This is a genomic window from Nostoc sp. (genome assembly GCF_036917135.1).
Classification (GTDB): Bacteria; Cyanobacteriota; Cyanobacteriia; order Cyanobacteriales; family Nostocaceae; genus Nostoc.
This window is the reverse complement of the sequence record NZ_JBALEA010000046.1, coordinates 43077-69593: the sequence shown is the minus strand read 5'-3', so window position 1 is coordinate 69593 and position 26517 is coordinate 43077. Positions and strand designations below refer to the sequence as shown.

At 42.2% G+C, this 26517-nt stretch carries 13 protein-coding genes; 9 read left to right on the top strand and 4 right to left on the bottom strand.

The annotated features are described in order from the left end of the window. The first annotated feature begins 73 nt into the window (after positions 1-73). The 6 genes from V7K50_RS14185 to V7K50_RS14160 all read left to right on the top strand — a co-directional run bounded on the left by V7K50_RS14185 (position 74) and on the right by V7K50_RS14160 (position 17264). Positions 74-5494 (top strand): beta-ketoacyl synthase N-terminal-like domain-containing protein, encoded by a 5421-nt coding sequence (locus V7K50_RS14185; protein WP_334960970.1) that lies wholly within the window; start codon positions 74-76, stop codon positions 5492-5494. A gap of 250 nt (positions 5495-5744) precedes the next feature. Further along, positions 5745-7472 (top strand): SDR family NAD(P)-dependent oxidoreductase, encoded by a 1728-nt coding sequence (locus tag V7K50_RS14180; RefSeq protein ID WP_334960968.1) that lies wholly within the window; start codon positions 5745-5747, stop codon positions 7470-7472. A 204-nt stretch (positions 7473-7676) separates the two neighbouring features. Next, positions 7677-12425, top strand: coding sequence for a PfaB family protein (locus V7K50_RS14175; RefSeq protein ID WP_334960966.1), 4749 nt, complete (start codon positions 7677-7679; stop codon positions 12423-12425). A 266-nt stretch (positions 12426-12691) separates the two neighbouring features. Beyond that, entirely contained in the window at positions 12692-14368 is a 1677-nt protein-coding gene (locus tag V7K50_RS14170; RefSeq protein ID WP_334960964.1) for a PfaD family polyunsaturated fatty acid/polyketide biosynthesis protein, read from the top strand. Between the two features lie 2 nt (positions 14369-14370). Beyond that, positions 14371-15885, top strand: a complete 1515-nt coding sequence (locus V7K50_RS14165; RefSeq protein WP_334960962.1) for a thioester reductase domain-containing protein — start codon at positions 14371-14373, stop codon at positions 15883-15885. Between the two features lie 575 nt (positions 15886-16460). After that, positions 16461-17264 carry an SDR family NAD(P)-dependent oxidoreductase gene (locus V7K50_RS14160; protein WP_334960960.1) on the top strand — a complete coding sequence of 268 codons (804 nt, stop codon included), beginning with the start codon at positions 16461-16463 and terminating at the stop codon, positions 17262-17264. 150 nt (positions 17265-17414) lie between these two features. Here V7K50_RS14160 and hetI read toward each other — a convergent pair whose 3' ends face one another. Beyond that, positions 17415-18134, bottom strand: a complete 720-nt coding sequence (hetI, locus tag V7K50_RS14155; protein ID WP_334960958.1) for a 4'-phosphopantetheinyl transferase HetI — start codon at positions 18132-18134, stop codon at positions 17415-17417. Positions 18135-18262: 128 nt separating this feature from the next. Further along, positions 18263-18430, bottom strand: a complete 168-nt coding sequence (locus tag V7K50_RS14150) for a hypothetical protein (protein WP_334960956.1) — start codon at positions 18428-18430, stop codon at positions 18263-18265. A gap of 490 nt (positions 18431-18920) precedes the next feature. On the opposite strand from V7K50_RS14150, the gene V7K50_RS14145 reads away from it, so the two are divergent. After that, positions 18921-20069, top strand: a complete 1149-nt coding sequence (locus V7K50_RS14145; protein WP_334960955.1) for a histidinol-phosphate transaminase — start codon at positions 18921-18923, stop codon at positions 20067-20069. Positions 20070-20077: 8 nt separating this feature from the next. On the opposite strand, the gene V7K50_RS14140 is transcribed toward V7K50_RS14145, so the two are convergent. Further along, entirely contained in the window at positions 20078-20632 is a 555-nt protein-coding gene (locus tag V7K50_RS14140; RefSeq protein WP_334804404.1) for a hypothetical protein, read from the bottom strand. 640 nt (positions 20633-21272) lie between these two features. Continuing rightward, the gene (locus tag V7K50_RS14135) at positions 21273-21905 is read right to left on the bottom strand and encodes a GNAT family N-acetyltransferase (RefSeq protein WP_334960953.1); all 633 of its coding nucleotides are present in this window, start codon (positions 21903-21905) and stop codon (positions 21273-21275) included. Positions 21906-22729: 824 nt separating this feature from the next. Here V7K50_RS14135 and V7K50_RS14130 point away from each other — a divergent pair. Together V7K50_RS14130 and V7K50_RS14125 are read left to right on the top strand one after the other, a co-directional pair. Next, on the top strand, positions 22730-22939 hold the full coding sequence (locus tag V7K50_RS14130) for a hypothetical protein (protein WP_334960951.1): 210 nt from the start codon (positions 22730-22732) through the stop codon (positions 22937-22939). After that, complete coding sequence (locus tag V7K50_RS14125) at positions 22936-26490, top strand: response regulator (RefSeq protein ID WP_334960949.1); 3555 nt, start codon at positions 22936-22938, stop codon at positions 26488-26490. Before V7K50_RS14130 ends, V7K50_RS14125 begins: the two co-directional genes overlap by 4 nt. Positions 26491-26517: the final 27 nt, after the last annotated feature.

Genomic DNA, 26517 nt, shown 5'->3' with positions numbered 1-26517 from the left:
CGAGAGATTTTGATTATTTAGTAGGCAACAGAAATTACTGTAACTACACAATCCACAGTACTAACTATGCCCTATGTCTGCTTATTCAATTGATAGTGCCTTAGCGGAGTTAGAGAGCCTTGTCAATAATTGTGAAAAGGCTGTAATGAGGTCTATAGAGGAAAAAAACATGAAGTCAGATAAATCAGATAAATCAGTGTCAACCAATAAAATTAATAGACAATTACAACACAATCCTATCGCTATCGTTGGGATGGCTTCTTTATTGCCTCAAGCCAGAAATTTGCGGGAATATTGGCAAAATATCGTCAACAAAATTGACTGTATTACTGATGTTCCTTCCACACATTGGAGTGTGGAGGATTATTACGATCCCAATCCCAGAACTACTGAAGATAAAACCTACTGTAAAAGAGGTGGATTTCTTCCTGAGGTTGATTTTAACCCGATGGAATTCGGCATACCGCCCAGCATTTTGGAAGTCACAGATGTATCGCAACTATTAAGTTTAGTAGTTGCAAAAGAGGCGATGGAAGATGCCGGTTATGGCGAAAAACGTGAGTTTAGCCGCGAGACTGTTGGCGTAATCTTAGGCGTGGCGATGGCCAAGCAGTTAGGAATGCCACTTTCTGCCAGGTTGGAATATCCGATTTGGGAAAAAGTGCTTAAAAGCAGTGGTTTATCTGATGAAGATACCAAAAAAATCGTTGATAAAATCAAAAGCGCTTATGTGAAGTGGGATGAGAATGCTTTCCCTGGAATGTTAGCGAACGTAGTCGCGGGTAGAATTGCCAATCGCCTAAATTTTGGCGGGATGAATTGTGTAGTTGACGCGGCTTGTGCTAGTTCTTTCGGTGCTTTAAAAATGGCAATTAGTGAGCTAGTTGAGCATCGTTCTGACATGATGCTGACTGGTGGTGTTGATACCGATAATACCATCATGGCTTACATCTCGTTCAGCAAAACACCGGCGGTTTCTCCTAGTGAAAATGTCAAACCTTTCGATGCTAAATCTGATGGGATGATGCTGGGTGAAGGTATTGGGATGATTGTCCTCAAACGGTTAGAAGATGCTGAACGGGACAACGATAAAATCTATGCCGTAATTAAAGGTATTGGTACCTCCAGCGATGGGCGTTACAAGAGTATTTATGCTCCCCGCAAAGAAGGCCAAGTTAAAGCTTTAGAACGCGCTTATGAAGATGCCGGTTTCTCTCCGGCTACTGTTGGTTTAATGGAAGCACATGGCACCGGTACAATGGCTGGAGATCCGACAGAATTCGGTTCTTTAAAAGACTTTTTTGATGTGCATGATGAGAAAAAGCAGCACATTGCTTTGGGTAGTGTGAAATCACAAATTGGACACACAAAAGCGGCTGCGGGTGCGGCGAGTTTGATTAAAACTGCTTTGGCTTTACATCACAAAGTATTACCGCCCACAATTAACATCACTGAGCCAAATCCCAAACTCAACATTAAAAATTCATCCTTTTATTTGAATACCGAAACTAGACCTTGGATTCGTCCAGAAGGGGAAGCGCCAAGACGTGCGGGTGTCAGTTCCTTTGGCTTTGGTGGCACCAATTATCACGTCGTTTTGGAAGAATATGAAGTTGAACAAAACCACGCTTACCGCTTACATGGTGGTGCTAGTGAAATGCTGTTGTTTGCTCCCACAGTAGAGCAATTGTTGAGCAAATCGGAAGAGATTTTGGGTAAGTTGCGATCGCCAGATGCACCTACACATTATGCAGAATTAGTCAAGGAATGCAAATCACAACAGATTCCCCTTGCTGCTGCCAGATTTGGGTTTGTCGCTGAAAATCTCGAAGAAGCTTGCAAGTTGCTGCAAACTAGCATTGACTGGCTGAAACACAAAGGAACAGCAGCATCTTGGGAACATCCCCAAGGGATTTATTACCGCGCCTCTGGTATGGAGTTGGGCGGAAAAGTTGTCTCTCTATTTTCTGGTCAAGGTTCGCAATACCTGGAGATGGGACGCGAACTGGTAATGAATTTCCCTTTGATGCGCCGTCTTCATGGCTATATGGATAGCCTGTTAATCAAAGATAATTTGCAGCCGTTGTCAGAGATTGTTTTTCCTCATCCTGTGTTTGGAGAAGCAGAAAAAAATGTCCAAATTGCTGCCTTACAACGCACAGAATACGCTCAACCAGCCATCGGGGTGTTGAGTGCAGGGATGTACAGCATTCTGCAACAAGCTGGATTTAAGTCAGATTTTGTTGCCGGTCACAGCTTCGGGGAACTGACAGCTTTGTGGGCTGCGGGGGTTTTGAGTACCGAAGATTACTTGTTTCTAGTGAAAGCTAGGGGTCAAGCAATGGCGGCACCCGAAGACCCGGATCATGATGCGGGTAGTATGTTGGCTGTCAAAGAAGATATCAGCAAAGTGGAAGCAGTGCTGAGGCATTTTCCCCAAGTTGCGATCGCTAATCAAAATTCTCCCACTCAATTTGTCTTGGCTGGGCCGACCGCAGAAATAGCGAGAATCAAAGAGGCTTTACACGAGAAAGGATATACAGCTGTATTGCTACCTGTTTCAGCAGCGTTCCATACACCGCTAATTGCCTTTGCTCAGAAATCATTTGCGATCGCTACCAAGTCTGTCAAATTCCAAAGTCCCAAAATCCCTGTTTACAGCAACGTTACCAGTAAGCAGTATCCCAAAGAAGCCCAAGGTATTCAAAAAATCCTCGAAAGCCACCTTTCCAATTCGGTGCTGTTTAAGCAGGAAATTGAAAATATCTATGCAGCCGGTGGTACTTGCTTTGTGGAATTTGGGCCGAGAAGAATTCTTACCAACTTAGTCAAAGATATCCTTGGCGATCGCCCACATATTACCGTATCTTTGAACCCCAGCGCTCAAAAGAATAGCGATCGCTCTTTGCGAGAAGCAGTTGTGCAGTTGCGAGTAATTGGTTTGGCTTTGAATAACCTCGATCCTTACCAACTTCCCCAAACTATCCCCCCAATTGAGACGAAGAAGACATTAAATGTCCGTTTAAACGGCATAAACTACAGATCCGAAAAAACGAAAAATGCCTTCGCTCTAGCTTTGCAGGATGGTCATAAAGTCACATTACCCACCCCCGAATATTCTGATGCGGCTCCTTTATTTAGCAGCCCCGGTGTAACTCCGACTCTCGCCGCGATCGAGACTAACGGACATAAAAAAACAACTGCGATCGCTAACGTTGTGACTGCTAATATCATCACCCAAACAGAGCAACAGATGAATCCTGTTACCCTGTCACAACCAGCCCAGGAATCTAAGATGCAACCAGAAAAACTTACAAATTATCAACAGCTTTTAGAAAGTTTAGAATACCTCCTGACACAGTTCCAGGAAAATCAAGCCGAGAATTTACAAGTTCATGGTACCTATCTCAACCATCAAATGGAATACGCCAAAGCGTTTTTCCAACTGATGCAGCAGCAGAATTCCTTGTTGAGTGAAAGCAAATCAACAGCCGAAACTGCCAAAATGAAGCTAGTTGTCATGGAAAGCTTAGAGCGTAGCATGATGCAGTTTCATTCCCAACAAGGTGAAACCCTACGCATCCATGAGCAATATCTTCAAGAGCAGTTGGAATATACTAAGAGCTTTTTCCAACTTATCCAGCAAGAGTATTCTCAAATCATCTCTGGTGAGGGAGTAACTCAACTCACAGAGAAACTAAATGAGGTACGCCATCATTTTACAGTAGAAACAACTGTTACTGATGCACCAGTACCTCCTACTACAAAGATAGTAGAAAGCCAGCCTTTGCCTGTAACTGAGCCTGTAGCTAAAAATGGCTTAAATGTTACCCAAGCACCTCTGGCGGCTGCTGTAGAGCCTGTATTTGAAACTCCTGTATCCCCGGAACAGACGCGATCAATCGCGTCTCTACTGCCCACTCCCCACTTCGCCAGTGTCGAGACAGTAGTCGCGCCACCTGTCCCAGTTGTAGAACCTCAAGCCGAGGTTGTAGTCAAAATTAGCTCACCACCAGAAGTTGTTGCATTCACCCCAGAGCCAGCACCTACAACTGCTGCACCTGTAGCTGGCGCAACCATCGATATTGTTGACTTGGATAAAAACCTCTTAGCCATCACCAGCGACAAGACCGGCTACCCAGTCGAAATGCTGGAAATGGACATGGACATGGAGGCTGATTTAGGGATTGACTCTATCAAACGGGTAGAAATCTTAGGGGCGCTACAAGAAATGTACCCCAACCTGCCCAAGCCCAATTTAGAAGAACTGTCAGAAAAACGCACCATCGGTCAAGTTGTAGAGTATCTGCAATCCCACGCTTCCAACAGTGTTTCGGTAGAAATTGCAGTTCACGAAGTACAACAACCAACCGAGACTGCACCAGTAGTTGAGGTAGTTAGTGTACCGGAAGTAAGCGTAGTTGTCTCCTTCACCCCAGAACCAGAACCCGCTACAAGTGATGAATTTGCAAACTTAGGTGAAACCCTGTTAGCCATCACCAGCGATAAAACCGGCTATCCAGTGGAGATGCTGGAACTGGACATGGACATGGAAGCCGACTTGGGGATTGACTCGATTAAACGGGTAGAAATCTTAGGGGCGATGCAAGAAACTTACCCCAACTTACCCAAACCGAATATCGAAGAACTCGGCGATCTCCGCACCATCGGTCAAATAGTTGATTACCTACAGCAGTTGGCTGGAGGTGAAAAAAAAAAGTCTGAACCTGAGTTTGTCCAACAGCAGCCACCCCAATTAGAACATGAATTAGAGCATAATATCCAGCGCCATCTCGTCAAACTCAGAAGTTTACCACAGCCTGATTACTTGGATTTCACGTTACTAGAGGGACACATCGGTTTAATCACCGATGATGGTTCCCTCACCACTTATAAATTAGCTGAATCCCTAATCGAGAAAGGCTGGAAAGTAGTAGTTATCAGCTTCCCCCAATCGCTCATCGCCCAACAAGCGCCCTTACCCACAGGAGTAACCCGCGTCACCTTAGCAAACTTGAGTGAAGAACATCTTCAACAACAACTACAAGCGATCGCATCTCACTGTGGAGCGATTGGGGCCTTCATCCATCTACATCCCATCTTTGTAGGAAATCACACCGGGAGTATTTCTTATAACGAATCAGAAAAGGCGATCGTCAAGCACGTATTTTTGATGGCGAAACACCTCAAACCCTCCCTCAACGAAGCCGCAAAACATGGACGTAGTTGTTTTTGCACAGTTGCTCACCTTGATGGAGCCTTCGGTTTAGAGTATAAAGTCAACTTCGGTGCGATCGGCGCTGGTTTATTTGGATTAACCAAAACTCTGAGATGGGAATGGCCAAAGGTATTTACTCGTGCGATCGATTTAAGTCCCAGACTTGACGCCAAACAGTCAGTACAAAACATCATCGCCGAACTTCACGACCCCAACCTTTATATCAGTGAAATTGGCTACGGCTCACAAGGACGAGTCACCATTATCGCCGATTAATTAGTTCTTTGATATAGCAGTCTTATTTCAGTTGTGAAAATTCCTGTTTTTAACGAACCGCAAAGGACGCAAAGAGCGCAAAGAAAAGAAATAAACAGAGAATTTCACAAATTTTTAAGACTGCTATTAGTATCTTTTTACTTTCTTACTACTACAAGAATATTGCTTATCTCTCTTACTTTGCGTCCTTTGCGCCCTTTGCGGTTCGTATATCAAAAAACCCAGTTTATGCAGGTATTTACGAGGATTTATGACACAAACAGCCCAGCTTAGTCCATCATCTGTCTTTGTCGTAAGCGGCGGTGCAAAAGGGATTACGGCTGAGTGTACTATCAGATTAGCCCAACAGCAACCCTGTAAATTCATCCTCCTCGGTCGCTCCGAACTATTAGAAACCGAGCCAGATTATGCCCAAAATTCCGATGAATCCGCATTGAAAAAATGCATCATGGAAAATCTTCTTTCTCAAGGAGAGAAGCCCACACCCATGAATGTGCAAAAAATATATAACAAAATTACCTCCAGCCGCGAGATTAAAAAGACCCTAGCAGCAATTGAAAAAACCGGAGCTAAAGCCGAATATATCAGCGTCGATGTCACAGATACGCCAGCTTTACAAGAAAAACTTGCCACTGCTGTGCAACATCTTGGCCCAATTACCGGAATCATCCACGGCGCTGGGAACTTAGCTGACAAGTTAATTGAAAAGAAAACAGAAGAGGATTTTGAAAAAGTTTACGCCGCCAAAGTTCAAGGTTTAGAAAACCTGCTAACTTGCGTCAATCCTAATCAACTTCAGCATTTAGTTTTGTTTTCTTCCGTAACAGGCTTTTACGGAAATCCCGGACAATCTGATTATGCGATCGCAAATGAAATTCTGAACAAATCAGCCCATATATTTAAGCAAAGTTATCCTTCATGTCATGTCGTCGCTATCAACTGGGGCGCTTGGGACAGTGGAATGGTGACAGCAGAGTTAAAGAAGATTTTTCAAGAGCGAAAAATTGACATAATTCCCATTGCAGTTGGGGCACAAATGCTCGTTAAGGAAATGGATAATACCAATCATGCAACCGCACAAGTTGTTATTGGTAGTCCACTAGTTCCAATGGCTACAGAACTAGATTCAGAACTACGAACTTATCGTATTCGTCGCCAAATGACATTAGAGGCTAATCCATTTTTGCACGATCATACTATTGCTGGTTCTCCAGTTTTACCAGCAACTTGTGCAATGACCTGGATCATCAATGCTTCTGAACAATTATATCCTGGCTATCGGTTGTTTAATTACCAAGATTTCAAAGTTTTGAAGGGGATTACTTTCAATGAGACATTAGCGAAAGAACATATTTTAGAAATAGAAGAAATTTCTAAAGTTAATCTTGAAAGCATCGAACTTAAAGCCAAAATTTCGAGTAGAAACCCCGAAGGAAAAATCCATTTTCATTTTAGCGCTCAACTCAATCTCCAGCGTGAAATCCCAGATGCACCCATCTATGAATCTCTCAATCTCGAACCAGATAATATCATCACCGCTACAGGAAAAGCTTTTTACCAAAATGGTGGGGCGACATTATTTCACGGCCCTGGTTTCCAAGAAGTTAAAAGAGTTTTAAACATCAGTCCCGAAAAAATCACAACAGAATGTCTGTGGCCAGAACTCAGCGCACAGCAACAAGGACAATTCCCCGTCCAATGGGTAAATCCTTACACAACTGACTTGAGTATGCACGCCTTATGGATTTGGACACAACACTTTCATGAAGAAGGTTGTTTGCCAGGAAAAGTAGAAAAATTTGAACAGTTTGAAGCGATACCACATAACGAAACATTCTACGTTTCTTGTGAAGTACTAGCTAAGACACCAAGTAGTGCGATCGCAAACTTTATCATACACGACCGCCAAGGAAAAATATACTCACGAATGCTCGGCGCACACGCCATTATTTGGTCAATGAAAATGCTCAGAAGCTAGTAATCTTTTTTGGCTTTTCACAGTTAACGCGAAACCTAACCCCCCAGCCCCCTTCCCTTGTAGGGAAGGGGGAGAATTCAAAGCCTCTCCCCTTTTAGGGGAGAGGTTTGGAGAGAGGTTTCCATCTTCAAAGTTTGGGGAACAGCGTAAATCCTGCCTTTTAATTATCTCTTGCTAAATACCCAAACTCGGAGCATATAAATCGTGGAAAAAATAGCCATCATCGCCTTGTCATGCCTATTCCCCGATGCTAAAAATCCTGAAGAATACTGGCAAAACATCGTTAATCAAAAAGATTCGACATCCTCTGCAACCGTCGAAGAAATCGGAGTAGATCCGACAATCTTTCATAATCCAGTCAAAGGGACACCAGACAAAACCTATTCCCTCAAAGGCGGATACATCCGCAACTTCCAGTTTAATCCCTCCGAGTACAATCTACCATCAGAATTTGTTGCTGGCTTAGATAACACCTTCAAATGGTCATTGTATGCCGCCAAACAAGCAATTGTACAGAGTGGTTATTGGGGTAATCAAACTGTTCTGGCAAAATGTGGCGTAATTTTAGGTAATTTGTCATTCCCGACAAAATTATCTAATCAATTATTCTCTCCAATTTATCAGCAAGCTATTACTCCTGCTGTCAGAGAACTTTTGCAGTATGAAGACTTTAATTTAGCTGTCCCAACAGCAACCAAAGCATCTTTATACAATGCGATGATATCTGGTTTACCAGCATCTATCGTAGCTCAAGCCTTCTCCCTCTCCCAGATTAATTTATGTCTGGATGCTGCTTGTTCATCATCATTTTATGCTATTAAACTAGCATCTCATTATTTATGGTCACACAAAGCTGATGTCATGTTAGCTGGAGCCATCAGTTGTGCAGATTCGCTATTCGTGCGGATGTTATTTTCTGGTGTTCAAGGGTATGCAGAAAACGGCATTAGCCGCCCCTTAGATAAGTCATCTAGAGGATTAATCCCCGCCGATGGTGTTGGGATGGTGATGCTGAAAAGATATTCTGATGCCGTTAGAGATGGCGATAATATTCTTGCTACCATCTGCGGTAATGGACTTTCAAATGATGGCAAGGGTAAGCACTTACTAAGTCCAAATCCTAAAGGACAAGTCTTAGCTTTTGAACGAGCCTATAATGAGGCTAAATTTAGTCCCAAAACCATCGATTATTTAGAATGTCATGCTACCGGCACATTACTGGGAGATACAACCGAATTTAACTCCATAGAAACATTCTTTGGTCAAAATCAAGCTGCGCCTCTGGTGGGTTCTGCCAAGGCAAATACTGGTCACTTGCTAACTGCTGCTGGCATGGTTGGCTTGACTAAGGTGATTTTGAGTATGTCTCATGGTGTAATTCCACCAACTATGAATGTTTCTGATCCTTTAACGTCAGAAAAAAGTACAATTTCCGCCGATAAAATTGTTAGAACAGCTACAGCATGGCCTAATAATAATGCATCAATTAAACGAGCGGCTATTAGCGCTTTTGGATTTGGTGGTACTAATTCTCATCTGATTTTAGAACAAGGAAATACAACAGAATCAGTTGAATCAACTCCACCTGTTCCACCTACCAAAGTTGCTATTGTCGGCATGGATGCCTTTTTTGGTAACTGCAATGGTTTAGATGCTTTTGAACGCAGTATTTATGATGGGACACAACATTTTACTTCCCTACCGCCTCAAAGATGGCATGGGATAGAAAATCAAGAAAGTGTCCTGAAAGAGTACGGTTTAACAGACGGGAAAGCACCAGTAGGGGCATATATCAAGGATTTTGAAATCGATACTTTATCGTGCAAAATTCCACCGAATGAAATCGAGAAGTTAAACCCACAACAATTGTTGCTCCTCAAGGTTAGCGATCGCGCCGTGAAAGATGCGAAACTACAGGAGGGTGGCAATGTGGCAGTTATAGTCGCCGCCGAGACAGAATTCTCTGTGCATCAGCTACAGCAAAGATGGAATCTATCTTGGCAAGTTAAGGATGGCTTACTCAACCAAGGAATTTCTCTACCTGCTGAACAGCTTTCCCAACTGGAAACCATTGTCAAAGATAGCATTCACCAACCAGTAGAAATCGGCGAATATGTCAGCCACATCGCCAATATCATGGCAAGTCGAATTTCTGCTTTATGGAATTTCACTGGCCCTGCATTCACCGTCAGCGCTGGCGAAAATTCTGCCCTCAAAGCCTTGGAAGTTGCCCAAATGCTACTCGCTACGGGTGAAGTAGACGCGGTGGTTGTTGGTGCAGTAGATTTAGCCGGTGGTGTAGAAAACGTTTTATTCCGCAACCAATTTGCACCAATTAACACCGGTGTCAACACATTGGGTTACGACCAACAAGCTAATGGCTGGACTGTTGGCGAAGGTGCCGGCGCAGTTGTCCTCAAGCGCTACGAAGCTGCTAAAGAAGATAATGAACGCATCTATGCAGTAATTGATGCCATGAGTTTCGCACAAGGTAATTCTACTTTGAGTGAGGCTCCGGTAAAACCTGATGCTTCAGCTATCAGTGATGTCTGCAAACAAGCTTTCCAGATGGCTGAGATTCAACCCACAGAGGTTAACTATGTGGAAGTCTTTGGTAGTGGCATTCCCCAGGAGGATGAAGCGGAAATCACAGGTTTACTGCAAGCTTATCCAAAAGTGGGTAATGGTTTGCATTGTGCATTAGGTAGCGTTAAATCCAATATCGGCCACACCTACACAGCATCGGGAATTGCTAGCTTAATCAAAACCGCTCTTTGTCTTTATTACAGGTATATTCCCGCCACACCCAAATGGTCTGGTGTCAAAACACCGCAAGTATGGGAAGGTAGCCCTTTCTATGTGGCAATGGAATCAAGACCTTGGTTTGTCGATAAAGGCGGCACACGCAGAATAGCAGCAATTAATAGTATGGGTATAGATGGCAGTTACGCCCATTTAATCTTGTCGGAGGAACCCAGCCAAGAGGAGCGCGATAACAGATATTTGCAACAAATGCCTTTTCATCTGTTTCCCATCGCAGTTAGCGATCGCACCACCATCTCCGATCTTCTCAACAATCTCCAACATAACATAGAAGCGAGTTCTTCTTTATCAGCTACCGCCAGCGAAACATTTGCTAATTTTGAACAGCATTCTAATCCGAAATACGTCTTATCAATCACAGGACGTAACACAAAAGATTTACTCAAAGAAATTGAATCTGCCCGTAAAGGTATAAACAATGCCTTTGAAAACGGCACAGATTGGCAAACGCCACTAGGAAGTTATTTCACCGCGAAACCATTAGGTAAAACTGGAGCAGTTGCTTATGTTTACCCCGCAGCAGTCAATTCTTATATTGGCATTGGCCGGACTGTTTTTCGCTTATTTCCGAAAGTCTTCGAGGACTTAAAAAGTAACAATCTCTACAACCGGGCTGCCGATGTTGAAAAGTTAGTTTATCCAAGAAGCTTACCTAAATTGACAACTAGGCAACTAGAAACTCTCGAAAAGCAATTGTTAGATGATTCACTAGCAATGTTTGAAAGTGAAATTGCTTTTGCCAGATACATGACAGCAATTTTCCGAGATGATTTTAAAGTCAAGCCGCAATCCGTATTTGGGTATAGCTTGGGTGAAACTAGCATGATGGTTGCCCAAGGAGTTTGGAGTGATTTTGAGGGTGGAAGTAACACCTTAAACTCATCCCCTCTATTTGGCGATAAGTTATCTGGCCCGAAAAATGCTGTGCGTGAATATTGGGGATTAACCGATTCACCAAACAACAATTTTTGGAATACCTATGTTCTCATGGCTACTCCATCGCAAGTTAGAGAATGCCTGAAACAAGAGAATCGCGTCTACTTAACTCAAATCAACACACCAGAAGAAGTATTAATCGCTGGTGATGATGCAGCCTGTAAGCGAGTGATTGCAACTTTAGGTTGTAATGCCTTCCCCGCTCCCTTCGACCATGTGATACATTGTGAGGCGATGCGATCGCAGTACGAGGAAATCAAGAAGGTAAACACCTTACCATCCCAAAATCTTCCCGGTATCGTTTTTTACTCAGCCGCCGATTATCAACCGATTGTACTTGAAAGTGATGCGATCGCGCATAACATCGCCAAAGGATTGTGCCAAGAACTTGATTTTCCGCAATTAGTTAATCGTGTCTATGGTGATGGAGTCAAAATATTTCTCGAAGCAGGTGCCGGTAATGTCTGTTCTCGATGGATTGATAAAATTCTCGGCAACCAAGAACATATCACAGTCTCTCTGAATCGTAGAGGGATGGATGACCATGCTGCAATGGTCAAAGCATTAGCAAAACTACTCAGTCATCAGGTGAACGTGGATTTATCACCACTGTACAACAAAACTCAAGGAACCGCTAATCAAAATAAAGCAACATTGAGAACAGTTACCTTGGGTGGAAAAGCAATTGCTGCTACAATTTTGAGCGAAGAAAATCGCAAACTTGTTAAAGATTTTGCTGGGGATCTTAGGAGCGAACGTTTCAAAATACAGCATCCAAAGATACCTAATCTCCAACCATCTGAAATTACAGATTCTCTTAACACTTCCAACCAAATCACCCAACAAGAAAGTCATTCCCCTAACATTTTGCCTCAGCCAGAAGAAGTAAAACCGAAAAATATCATTGATAACGTTTTTGAACCGAGAGAACAATTACAATCTTCTGAGTCAAGCGCAATTAGACAGCCAATTCCTGTTTTTTCCCCACCCGTCAGAACTAAAAAAATTAGTAGCATCATCAGCATGTTCGATTTAAATAAGACCCAGTATCAAAAGCTCAATGCTAATAATTCAAAGATAACCAAAGCGCACACAGCCTTCTTACAAGCTAGACAAGATTACAGTCAACAAATGAGCGAAATCATTCAATTGCAACTAGCTTGCGCCCAAAACTTGCTTAACGACGAATCTTGAGAATTTCAAATGTAGACTCTTGTCAATATGGTTCGGTTAAGATCCCCCCGCCTACGGCGACCCCCTTAAAAAGGGGGTGAATAAGAAAAATAGCTTCTTTAAGGAGTTAAAAAAGGAAAATAGCCCCCCTTTTTAAGGGGGGTTGGGGGGATCTCCGAGCGATAAACAACTTAACCAAACCGTATTGAAACTTTTTCCAAGAGTTTACACCCTTCAACCTTCAACTTTAATCATCCATTGTTTGTATAATCCGAGGGATAACTACCGTGACAACCGTAGATACGGTACTAAGTAAACACGATAATGGCCTTAACTTCTCCGCTTGGTCATATAACAAAAACCAGGTTTGGAAAGGTTCTTTAGAAACAGTATCTTTCGAGAAACAAACCATCAAAGATAAATTGATGGTGTTAAATAAACCCTGCTACATCGTGAAAATTGCCGGAAAAATCGGTGTTACTAACGAGGGTTATTTATCCCCAGGTGATAATGGCACAACAGCACAAGTAGAACTGCTAACATTTGCAGCCCCAATCCGCATTCAACAATTTGGAGACCCCAATTTTCTCTCCTCTTATGGAGTAAAATATGCCTACATTACCGGCGCAATGGCTGGCGGAATTGCTTCCGAAGAAATGGTCATTGCACTCGGAAAAGAGCAAATTTTGAGTTCCTTTGGTGCAGGTGGTTTAACTCCAGAACGTTTGGAAGCAGCCATAAATCGCATTCAACAAGCTTTACCTCAAGGACCCTACGCATTTAATCTAATCCACAGTCCTAACGAACCTGCGATTGAACGCCGCGCAGTGGATTTATATCTCAAATATCAAGTGAGAACAGTAGAAGCATCTGCATTTCTCGACTTGACCCCCAACATTGTTTATTACCGTGTTGCTGGATTGGGTTTGAATAACGCCAATCAAATTGAAATCAAAAATAAAGTCATTGCCAAAATTTCTCGCCGAGAAGTTGCTACTAAATTTCTGCAACCAGCACCAGCGAGAATTATCAAAGAACTTCTAGAAAAAGGATTAATTACTGAGTTACAAGCAACTCTTGCAGCTAAAGTTCCGATGGCTGATGATATTACCGTCGAGGCTGATTCTGGAGGTCATACAGATAACCGTCCTCTAGTTTGTGTGTTACCTTCTATTATTGCCTTGCGGGATGAAATTCAAGCCCAATATCATTACCAAACACCCATTAGAATCGGTGTAGCAGGAGGAATTGGGACACCACAATCAGCATTAGCAGCTTTTATGATGGGTGCTGCTTATGTAATGACTGGCTCAATTAATCAGTCATGCGTTGAATCTGGGGCTTGTGAACATACCAAAAAGTTACTAGCCCAAGCAGAAATGGCTGATATGATAATGGCCCCAGCAGCAGATATGTTTGAAATGGGAGTCAAATTGCAAGTTCTCAAACGGGGTACAATGTTCCCCATGCGAGCGCAGAAATTATTTGAACTCTATCGCGCTTATGATTCCATCGAAGAGATTCCTTTGGCAGAAAGGCAGAAATTAGAAAAACAAGTTTTTCGCAAAACTATTGCTGAAGTATGGGAAGGAACTGCGGCTTATTTATCCCAAAAGAATCCTGAGAAACTTGGGAAAGCAGTCAATAATCCTAAACTAAAAATGGCGTTGATTTTCCGTTGGTATCTAGGATTATCTTCTCGCTGGTCGAGTTCTGGTGAAAAAGGTAGAGAAGTCGATTATCAAATTTGGTGTGGCCCGGCAATGGGCGGTTTCAATGACTGGGTACGCGGTTCCTATCTGTCTGAACCAAATAATCGTGGTGTAGTTGATGTTGCTAATCAAATTATGACTGGTGCAGCCTTTTTGTACCGTGTCCAAAATTTGAAAATTCAAGGGCTGCAAGCTGACGATTATTACAGTCAATATCACCCTGTTCGTTCTACATCATTGTTGGAGATTTAAAAATGACTATAAAACAGTCTTTCACAGCAGACGATATTCAAGTATTTTTGGTATCTAACTTAGCTAAGTTGCTAGGAGTAGCAACTGATGAAATAGATGTCAAAGAACATTTAGAAAACTATGGGTTGGATTCAGCCCAAGCAATGATTCTGGTAAGTAACTTAGAAAAGTTGCTAGGATTTCAACCATCTCCGTTGCTTTTGTGGCATTACCCAAATATTGAAGCCCTTTCACAGCGTTTAGCTGAAGAAGTGCAAGAAGGTTCACCGATTCAAGATACAGGGGTGAAATCCTCTAATGCCAATGTTGCACCCTCAATTCTAGATTTAAGTGCTGAGGCTGTTCTTGACCCCACCATCAATCCCGGTGCTGCATCTAATGCGCCTGTAGGTGAACCCAAAAACATCTTTTTAACTGGAGGAACAGGCTTTTTAGGAGCTTTTATCATCCGGGAATTGCTACAGGAAACCAATGCGGATATCTATTGCTTAGTCCGTGCTGCTAATGCGGAAGAAGGCAAAAGCAAACTCCAAAAGAATCTGCAACAGTATGCAATTTGGCAGGAAGAATTTAACTCCAGAATTATTCCGATTGTCGGCGATTTATCTCAGCCATTGTTAGGTATTGGTTCAGAACAGTTTCAAATTTTAGCTGCCAATATTGATACTATCTATCATAGCGCTGCTTTGTTGAATTATGTTTTCCCCTACTCAGCACTGAAAACAGCCAATGTTTTAGGAACTCAAGAAGTTTTGAGATTGGCTTGTCAAATTAAAGTCAAGCCTGTACATTACGTTTCTAGTGTGGCTGTTTTTGAATCCACTGCTTATGCTGGCAAGGTTGTCAAAGAGCAGGATGAATTCAATCATTGGGAAGGCATTTATCTTGGTTACTCTCAAACTAAATGGGTAGCTGAAAAGTTAGTTAAAATTGCTCGTGACCGTGGACTTCCTGTAACTATTCATAGACCGCCACTGATTTCAGGTGATAGCAAAACAGGCATTTGCAACACACATGACTTTATCAATTTGATGACCAAAGGCTGTCTACAAATGGGATATTTCCCTGATGTAGATTATATGTTGGATATGTCTCCTGTAGACTATGTAAGTAAAGCCATTGTTTATCTATCACAGCAACAAGAATCCATAGGCAAGGCTTTTAACTTACAACATCCCCAACCTGTTTCTTTGAAAACATTAGTTGATTGGATACGTTCTTTTGGCTATTCAGTTGAGATGATTCCTTATGAAAAATGGCAATCAGAGTTAATCAATAATGTGTCTTCTGTTGACAATCCTTTGTATACTCTGCGACCATTTTTACTAGAACGTTGGTCTGATGAGCAACTAACTATTCCTGATTTGTACCTGCAAGCTAGAAGACCCCATATTAGCTGCCAAGATACTCTTCATGCACTAGCAGGTAGTTCTATTGCTTGTCCTCCCATTGACTCTCAATTGTTTATGACTTATACCGCCTACTTAATTCAAAGTGGCTTCTTAAATATCGCTTAGAAACACGAATTTATTCGGAGGGTGCGTTACTTTCCTAACGCACCCTACCAAAATTTTTGCTTAATGCATATTCTTTAAGACTCAGTACTACTGAACAGCCAATATTTCAGATGCCAGTTAACAAACAATACACTAACAGTGGCAATACAATTGCCCTGTTTTTTTATGTTCAAAAATGTAAATTTTTCAAACTTACACCTTGACAGAAAAATCGAGTATACAATGGTTAATGTCGGGCATAAAAGTTTGATTTTACCCACGCTATTTTTGTGAGGAATCAAATACGTGTATAGAAAAGAGCGATGTCTGACGAAAAGCCTCTACGCGTCTATCCTAGCAGTCTGAAATAACCAAATTTCCTTGATGCCCAACTTCTTCGATGCATAAGTCCTAAATTTACGTTTGGATTGCTGTGATATATCAAGCTCTTTACTAACCCATTACCCAAGCATTTGAAAGGGTAATAACTCAAGATATTTCTTGTTGGTTCAGATATTACGCGTACTTAATTGTAGAGCGAGAACCACTGAAAATGCAACGCAGCTTCATCCAATTGAATTCACTAACATTCTTATATGAACACAACACACCAAGGACAGGGCAAAAAAACTGCTCTTATTACTGGGGCAGCCGGTGGAATTGGCTACGAATTAGCATGTATTTTTGCTGCTGATGATTACAACCTTGTCTTAGTAGACAGAAACGGGCTAAAGCTTGTAGAAATTGCAGTTAAATTTGAAGAAGAATTTGGAAATTTTGTCAAAACTATTGTTAAGGATTTATCTATATCAACCGCTCCTGAAGAAATTTTTACGGAGTTACAACTCGCCAATATTGAGGTTGATGTGCTGGTAAATAATGCTGGATTTGGGATACATGGATTATTCCACGAAACAGACTTAGCTACTGAACTGGAAATGCTACAGGTAAATTTGGTGTGTCTCACCCATTTAACCAAGCTATTCGTGAAGCACATGGTCAAGCAAGGTGAAGGAAAAATATTAAATGTTGCTTCGGCTGCTGCCTTTCAACCTGGGCCTTTGATGGCGGTTTATTTTGCGACTAAAGCTTATATCTTATCTTTTTCAGAAGCGATCGCTAATGAGTTAGAAGGTACTGGTGTCACTGTGACAGTTCTTTGCCCAGGCTCAACCGCATCTGCCTTTCATGAAAGAACCGGAATGGCTGACTCTAAGTTGCTCAAGGGCAAAAAGATGATGGATGCAAAAACAGTAGCCGAAATTGGTTATCACGCCTTAATGAAGGGCAAAACCATTGTTATTCCTGGTTTTATGAATAAACTACTGGCAAAAAGCGTCAGATTTGTACCCAGAAAGATTGTGACAAAAATTGTCAGAAGTATGCAGGAAGATAAGTAGGGGTATGGGGCATTGGGGCATTGGGTATTGGGCACTTGTACTGAGTTTCGACTACGCTCAACTACCGCGTAGCCGTTGGCGCAGCCTCTCGTAGAGAAGTATGAGGCATTGGGGAAGAATAACTAATGACTAATGACTAATGACTAATGACTAATACTGCCAACATTTTAAATTCCAGCCAAAATTCTCTACAGCAACAGCAGCAACATAATTGTTAGCAGGTACTAGTTCAAAAAGACTCCAGTCTTCAGTTATCTGTAACTTCGCTGGTTCTGTGGGAGTTAGCAATACTTCAATTTGCTCTAACTGAGATAGTCCGTCTCCAGTTGCTTTTAAATAAGCTTCCTTACAAGTCCAGTAACGAAAAAATACCTCTTGCTGTTGGTTGAGAGATAGCGATCGCAACATTTCATATTCTCTCGGTAAAAAGAACCGTTTGGCAAGAGCTTCTAAATCAGACATGGGGCGAATATATTCGAGGTCTACACCAATTTGGCGGGTGCAATTCACTGCACACAAACCCAACCCTTGGGAATGAGACAAGTTAAACGCCAATCCACTATCGGCAAATGTAGCTGCTAATATTGGTTTACCTCGGTGTTGATAATTAAACTGAACTTCTGATGGCTTGATATCTAAGTAGCGCCCTAATATAGTTCGCAGAATACCGCGACCAGCGATGAAATACTGCCGATGCTTTGGAAAATAAAACCGTTCAGCACGAGCCATCTCGTCACTCGAAAGAGTTGTTGTCAAATGTTGCAACTGTGCTTCTGTTTGGTCAAGTTCTATGCGCCAGACATGAATCTCATCGGGTAATAAAGTTAAATCTGTCGGTGTAGGTAGCCAGAGATGATGAGTAGCAGTCATGAGCATTCATAATTCGTAATTAACTTTGATTGGGTTTTTGCTGGTACTGACGTTGTAATTCGGGAAAGTTTTTTTAATCGTCTATAGTTTGTGACACTAGAAATGTTTGATTACTGTCAGATTTAAACCTATCCACGTAAACTTGAAAGGCTGCCTCTAAGATAGGCTCTGGCAATCCTTACCCTTGTTAGTTCCTCAACTGGAGCATTTTTGTAGAGTATTTTAGCGTAGGCGTAGCCCGCCGCAGGCATCGCACGAGCGTGTTCGATCAAAAGTTGGTTTTCTTCTTCAGTCATAGTAGTTCTGGTAAATAAGCTAAAAATCTTTTAATTTGCATCCTCAAAAAAATGAATCTCTTGTGGGGTGGGCAACATGAGCGCCCTAGTTGTGCAATCTTATTTGCGCGACAGCTTAGCGTAGGCGTAGCCCGCCTTCGGAATCGCTGCGATTATTCTTCACCATCTCACATCTCATTTATCTTTATCGGCAGAATAAAAACTAGGATGCTCCTGTGCAGACCAAAATCAGCAGGTCAATTAATATCAGAGTAGTCTAGCGAGATTTTTAGATCGGTTTGATCGCTGATTTTCCAAGCGATCGTTGGTGCAATCAAATATTTTTGATCGGGTTCGGTGAAGTTGGACGCACTGTTAAAGCTCTGGAATAAACCCTTGGGGCAACTAAATTCTCCGCCAGTAAACTTGTCCCAGTCTTTCCGGCTTCAGCTTGCTGTAGGTATGGCTTCTTTTGATTTACGATAAATTCAAATATTGGTTGACTAAAACGATGCTTCCTTTCATCCGGTCAGATTTAGCACAATTCACCGCGTACAAACCTCATCCCAGTAGCGATACAACCGATTCTGTCCCCACACAGTTCGATCGCCTGGATACAAATGAAAGCCCCTATGATTTACCACTTGAGTTAAAAGAGAAATTGGCATGGACATATCAGCAAGTAATTGAAACAAATCGTTATCCCGATGGCGGACATGAAACACTTAAGGATGCGATCGCACAGTATGTCAATCAGTCACCCGCCCTGTCTTCATCCTTGTTTACTGCTGCCAATATTTCTGTCGGCAATGGTTCAGATGAACTAATCCGCTCTTTATTAATCGCCACCTGTTTAAGAGGAGAAGGTTCAATTCTCGTTGCCAACCCCACTTTCTCAATGTACGGGATTTTGGCGCAAACTTTGGGCATTCCGGTAGTAACGGTGGGTAGAAATGAAACAAATTTTGAAATTGACATCAGCGCGGCACAGTCAGCCATCGAACAAACTCAAAATCCCCCCATTCGGGTAGTTTTCGTAGTGCATCCCAATTCGCCGACTGCCAACAGCTTAACTGGGGCAGAGGTGGCATGGTTAAGAAGTTTGCCAGAGCATATTTTGGTAGTAATTGATGAAGCTTATTTTGAATTCAGCCAAACTACCTTAGTAGGTGAATTAGCACAGCATCCTAATTGGGTAATATTACGTACTTTTTCTAAAGCCTTTCGGTTGGCATCTCTCCGTGTTGGTTATTGCGTCGCTCATCCCGAAGCGATCGCCATCTTAGAAAAAGTTCGCTTACCCTACAATCTCCCCAGCTTTTCCATCGCAGCAGCATTGCTTGCTTTACAAAACCGTACACTCTTACTGGAGTCAATTCCCCAAACCCTAAGTGAACGAGCCAAACTCATCAAAATTTTATCCCAGCAACCAGAACTACAAATTACCCCAAGCGCTGCCAACTTTATTTACCTGCGTCTTAAACCAAATGGCTTTAATTCACCAGATGCTCCCTTAAAAACTTTTCATCAGAAACTTAGGACACTCGGCACTCTTGTACGACACATTAGCGGAGGATTGCGAATTACTGTCGGGACGATAGAAGAAAACACCCGCACCATAAATCGAGTCAAAGCCGCTTTATTAAATTTGCAATCTTAGCAATTCAATCAGTAATTAAATCGGCTATCTATCTCACTACCCAAACGGCGTACAATTCCCACTGTTTGGGGCAACACACCCACCAAAAGAGCAAAGGCAACATCCGGCAGAAGAGCCACTATTTCTGGTGGAAAGTATTGTTCAAATTGATCGAGAATCTTCTGAACTCGCTGCCCAGGCACTGGGTTTTCGGTAATTTGTTTGATCAATCGAATCCACTGTCGCCTAATCAAGTAAGCCTTCTGGCGCTCTTCATTAGATTCGGGAGTTAATAAAGACAGATTACCTATAGGCAGTGCCCTTTGGCAATCACAATCGTAATCCCCACCCACAGCAGCCCCAGGCCCAGCAAACTCTGCATGGTAGCGTTTAAAGAGGATTAATCCATTTCGTCTACGACTATTGACGATGAAAACTTCTCCACTGTGCAAACGTGTAAGAATATCCGAGCCTTGCGAATGCTCAGTTCCGTCTGACATTTCAACATAGTCAAGGAAACTAGTTTCAGGGTGATAAGTTGATACCATAGAGGTCTGATAGCGTTGATGCTGTTCGCTATCCATGTTTTTTAAACTTTCAACGAATGTGGTAGTAGTATACACTTCAAAAAGAAAATAGGTGTTATCTCAAATCAGGTTTTTGAATTCTTTTATATCAAGACTTTTCTGGTCAATTTAACTAAAATAGCAATAGATATCGCTTTTTTTAGCAATTCAGTGATTATATTTTATGAAATATAACTAGATTTGTCTGTAAACTCTTGGAGTGTTTTCTTAAAGTTTTTATAAAGATGAATATCTTAATTACAAAGTTATTATGAGGAAGTAATGATTTTTATGAGCGTAATTTCACCCATAACTATATATAATTATATCGAACACATTAAAATATTTTTTAACGATAAATCAAAAAAGGCAAAACTTAACATTTTATAACATTAAAAGTTTTTATGGAAAAGATACTTTTTTCAACTAATCAATCAGATATTTCGTAAAGAGTCTGAAAATAATTTTCTTCCTAAAAAGAATTATCAAAACCTATTTACTCGCTTCGTAAACTCATATATTCTAGTTTTTATGTAGATATTTAGCTAATATTAGCTGAATTTTTAATTAGGTTAGTTTGTGTTTGATTACCGCAATCAGTGACAGATTTTATCCAAATTAATTGCAGCACAAAACTTGACAATTGCCAAAATAAAATTCAGATAATGGAGTCAGCGCTCAGGCGTTTGTGCAATAACATCTGGCTTGAGCGTCTTAGGAAAAATGTATTCCAATTTGATTCAACTTTATGCACCCGATATCCCAGCTTGAAATAAAGCTGTCTTGCTTGATGGTTATTTTCTAAAACATGGAGATATAAGTCTTGAAATCCCCACTCACGAGAGACTTTTTCACAGCTAGTAAGTAATCCTGAAGCCACACCATGTCTACGGTATTTTGGGTGAACCGCTAAATTAGATAAGTAAGGAAAACCTACGCCAACCTGACTCCATGAATCACTGTAACGTACACCCAATTCCACACTTCCCACTAAGTTATTAGCCTCACTAGTAGTAGCATCAAGGGCGACTAAACAAACATGACGGGGCGCAGGTGATGCCATCCGATGCCTTAAGTCTTCGTAAATACCCAGACGCAGCAATGGGAAAGCCCATCCCCATATACCCGTATGGGAGTGAAAGCTCTCAGTAATAATTTGGGCAACATCAATCAAATCAGCAGGTGTAGCCGTACGAATTTGGAATTGGCAGGAAGCTGAATCGATTGGCTGTTGGTGGTATAGATGAAAAAACCGATATTTCAAGGCTAGTTCAGTATTAATTTTATTCAACGAAAATTTTCTCAAATACCCGAAAACACCATTTTAACTAAATGAAAAGTTAATAGCTGCCAGGAGATTGAACTTACCTGATATTGCTAATTCGCTTTTGCTTGTGAATCAAACAAAGTTTTACACTTTAGTTTGGGGTTTCATAACCTGCATTTTTGAAATAGTCTTAGGAGTTACAGCTTCATAAATCTATAATATTAAATTCAGTAGGTTCAGGTGCATCCCTTGTTTTAATTAGACAGGATATCAGACTGATTACCACAAAAACACCTGTAAAGTGATACAGCTTTGGGTGAGTGGGCAGAGAAATAGCATAACTTGTCCCTAGGGAACACCGACAAAATTGTTAAGTAAGTACACCATCGGCAAACTCTGGTTTAAAACTACCCTTGGTTGCAGTACTGAACTTATTTTTGCAGTTGCCGCTACACTGACAGTACCTGGCTACTAAATTAGATGAATATGTTGTACAGCCACTGGGACAAGAGTCCGTAAGGTTCCGCAATCCCTAATTTCTAACTCTTCAACCACTAACACTTGTCTTAATGATAGTTCTGATTGCTAAATTAGAAAGAGGTATTTGTCTAATACTATACTTTGGCTTTAAATCTTATTGTTTTAATCTTGCTGCTCTACCATGACTACCATAAATAAAATTTACTTGCAAGTGTTAGTACAACTGCTGCGGAGGGAAAACTTAATATGCAGCTTCATCTGGATCTTTCAGCTAGCTATGAGCGCTGTATGTATTATGAGACATTGCTCACGGGGGATGAAGGAAGATTTGGCAAGCAAGCGTCGACTCTGTAACACTAAAACTGACTATGAAAGCAATTCACTGCACCAAAGCAAACGGTAATCGGCACAAGCCATTGAGACGAAACACTGTGAGCAAACGCTCCTACACTCAGCAGTCATATAGCCAAACAGCCTTATTGGTCGAAATGCTCTGCTCTCACCTGACTCAGAAAAATCCTTACCTGATCAGATTATTCTTTATCCGACTGCCGTTGCAGCAGGAAAGCGGTGCATGAAATCCCAAGCAAACAGTAAGCCTAAAATTTTGGTTGTCGATGATGAACCGGACAACCTTGACTTGCTTTACCGCACTTTCTATCGCGAGTATAAGGTGCTAAGGGCAACCTCTGGACCTGCGGCCCTCGATCTGCTGGCTCAAGAGGGAGAGGTCGCGGTGATCATCTCCGACCAACGGATGCCGATGATGAGCGGTACAGAATTTTTGAGTCTGACAGCAACTCAATATCCAGATATTATTCGGATTATTTTAACTGGCTACACCGATGTCGAAGACCTGGTGGAAGCAATCAACGCTGGCAAGGTATTCAAATATGTGACCAAACCGTGGGAAGCTGAGGAACTCAAAGCAGTGGTACGCCAAGCTTTGGATACCCACAATGTTCTTAAAGCCAGAACTCGTGAACTTACCCGCACACTCCGTCAAGAATCGCTGCTGAATACCGTTACAAATACGATTCGCAGTGCTTTAGACTACAGACAAATTTTGCAGGCAATTGTCGATACAGTGGGTCACATGTTGGAGGTGGATGTCTGTCTGTTGCGTCCCTTCCAAGATGAGCAGTTGGCGGATAAGGGATTCATTTATCAGAAGCCTCTTTCTGAAGAAGCGGAGGGGCAGGGGAGCGGAGGGGATGTTGCAGTAAATCCTTCCCCTCTACCCCCCATCTCCTCTCCCTCTCTGGCTCTTTTGGCTCAGACAGTGTGGGAAACTCGGGAAGTTCAGGTGATTCACGATGTGGTCGATGATGAGCGCATTTACGGTGATACTCCTGAACTACGCCAACGTGGGGCAGCTTTTGTTGCTGCTAATATTTGTTCTAGTTTAGTTGTGCCATTGATCTGCCAACAAGAACTGATGGCAGTACTGGCACTCCACCAGTGTTCTCTGCCTCGCTTTTGGGGGGATGATGAGGTGCAGTTAGTTTTGATGGTAGCGGATCAGGCAGCCTTAGCTTTGTCTCAAGCTTATGCTTATGAACAAGTACGTGCCCTTGCCAAACGAGAAGCCCTCATTAATACGATTACTAGCGCGATTCGCTCTAGCCTAGATCCCCAAGATATTTTTGCGGCGATCACTCAGCAATTGGGACAAGCTTTACAAGTCGATGGCTGTGTTTTGTCTTTGTGGACAGAGGATGATGAGTTTGTCGAGTGTGTGGGCTTGTATGACAGTTATCAACATTTGGAAAATTTACGTAGGCACAGCCCAACCCAGGCATCGCTAGCCCCAGAGAATCACTTAAGTAGCAATAATCACCTATCAAACCAGAGATTACCTTATTCTCAAGCATCCATACAGGAGAATCCCATTCTTCAACAAATGCTACAGACACATGAACCTGTGGTAATTGGTAATGTGAGTCATTCTGCCTCAGATGTGCGGGGTTTTGATTTGCCTTTAAAAATGCCAGCGCGATCGCTAATGTTTGTACCATTATTGGCTGATGGGAAATGTATCGGTAGTATTACGTTACATGAAGGTAAAAAAGTACGCCAATGGCTGCCGTCTGATATTGATTTGGCGAAAGCAGTCGCAGCTCAAGCCGCGATCGCTGTGCAACAGTCACACTTGTATCAGAAAACTCGCCAACAAGCTGAACGCTTACTGGAATTAGACAGGCAAAAAACCGAATTTTTCCAAAATATTTCCCATGAGTTTCGCACACCCATCACCTTGATTCAAGGGCCTTTAGAGTCGGCGGTGGCGGCTGGTGAGGGATTATCTTACTCCCAATGTGCGATCGCCCTGCGTAACTCCCGCCGCCTCCTGCGACTAGTAAATCAACTTCTGGATTTACAACGCCTGGATGCGGGGAGAATGCAGCCTAGTTTCCATCCCTGCGACATAGTTGAATTTGTCAGCCAAATTGTGGAATCTTTTCGTCCTTACTGCGAGAAAAAGAAACTGCATCTCGCCACCCAGTTAGATGAATGTTCTACGGTGTACTTGGACATGGAAAAATTTGACAAGGTGGTTTATAACCTCCTGTCAAATGCCATGAAATTTACTCCCGAAGGTGGCACGATCAGTGTCAGACTCAAATCTGAGCGCGATCGTTGCATATTGCAAGTACAAGATACTGGAATTGGCATTGTTCAAGAACAAATTCCCCACCTATTCGAGCGCTTCCGTCAAGCTGAAGGTTCAGCAAACCGCTCCTATGAAGGCAGTGGTTTGGGTTTAGCTTTAGTTAAAGAATTGGTAGAATTACATGGTGGTCAAGTCACTGTGGAGTCAGTTTACGGACAAGGCACTACCTTTAGTTTATGGCTTGTGACTGGAAATGCTCATTTACCCGCACAGCAAGTACTAGAAACGACTACCGAACTGAACATGAGCCGCGCTAGTGTAGAATTGGCTGATTTAGAACTGGTAGAGCCAACAATAGACAATATTGAAGATATTACAATAAACTTACCCCCCACTATTGATACTCAAGGCTCAGCACTTAAGACTAAAACTCAGCACTCAATTTTAGTTGTAGATGACAACCCGGATTTGCGAACCTATGTATCTGAGATTTTCCGCCGCAACGGTTATCATGTACAGACTGCTCGTAACGGTTATGAAGGGCACAGTATCGCTAAGGAAATTATACCCAACTTGATTGTGACTGACTTAATGATGCCCTTGGTGAGCGGGCTTGAGATGATTCAGCTGATCCGCAATGAGGAGAAGTTGAAAGGAATACCAATCATTCTGCTGACAGCGAAAGTTGACGAGGAAACCCGCATCGAAGGTACAGAACATGGGGCGGATGCTTATTTAGCAAAACCATTCAACGATCGGGAACTTTTAGCGGAAGTTCGGAATCTTTTAGCGTTGAAGGAAAATGAACGGCGAATCGTGGAGTTAAATACTTATTTAACAGAATCGGTTCTAAAGCGCTTCTTGCCTGCTGTGTTGGTGCAAAAAGCTGCAACTGGAGATTTAACGTTAGATTTGCGTCCAGAACCACGCTTAATTACAGTTTTGTTTAGTGATATCGTCGGTTTTACACAGCTATCAAATACTCTCAGATCCCGACGAGTAGCAGAGCTGCTAAATGAATATTTAGAAGCCATGACTAAGGTTGTCTTTAGCAATGGCGGCACTGTAGATAAATTTATGGGAGATGCTATTTTAGCTTTATACGGAGCGCCGGAAGAACTAACCCCCAATGAACAGGTGCGTCGTGCCATCAATACAGCGAGAGCAATGCACCACTCACTAGCTGAATTGAACCAACGCTGGCAAAACCAAGGTGTATTCGATGGCGACAAACTTACTAGCGTACAGTTCCGGTGCGGTATCCACCAAGGTACTGCTGTTGTGGGGATGTTTGGTAGCGCTGAACGTGCCGATTATACTGCCATTGGCCCAAGTGTGAATATTGCTGCAAGGTTGCAAGCTGCTGCTGTTCCCGGTACGATCCTGGTTTCTGCTGCCGTGGCAGATTATTTGCAGGAAGAAGAAATTACTAAAGGTAGTCCCCTAGAACTTAAAGGAGTAGATGAAACAGTTTTGACTTTCGCTGTTACATCAGAGGTAATGGTTAATCGCTAGAATTTAGAGTGGTATTTTAAAGTATTA

Excerpts from the sequence above, each read along its gene's own strand:
- V7K50_RS14185 (WP_334960970.1), top strand. The coding sequence starts at position 74 with ATGTCTGCTTATTCAATTGATAGTGCCTTAGCGGAGTTAGAGAGCCTT.
- V7K50_RS14180 (WP_334960968.1), top strand. The coding sequence starts at position 5,745 with ATGACACAAACAGCCCAGCTTAGTCCATCATCTGTCTTTGTCGTAAGC.
- V7K50_RS14165 (WP_334960962.1), top strand. The coding sequence starts at position 14,371 with ATGACTATAAAACAGTCTTTCACAGCAGACGATATTCAAGTATTTTTG.
- V7K50_RS14160 (WP_334960960.1), top strand. The coding sequence starts at position 16,461 with ATGAACACAACACACCAAGGACAGGGCAAAAAAACTGCTCTTATTACT.
- hetI (WP_334960958.1), bottom strand. The coding sequence starts at position 18,134 with ATGACTGCTACTCATCATCTCTGGCTACCTACACCGACAGATTTAACT.
- V7K50_RS14150 (WP_334960956.1), bottom strand. The coding sequence starts at position 18,430 with ATGACTGAAGAAGAAAACCAACTTTTGATCGAACACGCTCGTGCGATG.
- V7K50_RS14145 (WP_334960955.1), top strand. The coding sequence starts at position 18,921 with ATGCTTCCTTTCATCCGGTCAGATTTAGCACAATTCACCGCGTACAAA.
- V7K50_RS14140 (WP_334804404.1), bottom strand. The coding sequence starts at position 20,632 with ATGGATAGCGAACAGCATCAACGCTATCAGACCTCTATGGTATCAACT.
- V7K50_RS14130 (WP_334960951.1), top strand. The coding sequence starts at position 22,730 with ATGAAAGCAATTCACTGCACCAAAGCAAACGGTAATCGGCACAAGCCA.
- V7K50_RS14125 (WP_334960949.1), top strand. The coding sequence starts at position 22,936 with ATGAAATCCCAAGCAAACAGTAAGCCTAAAATTTTGGTTGTCGATGAT.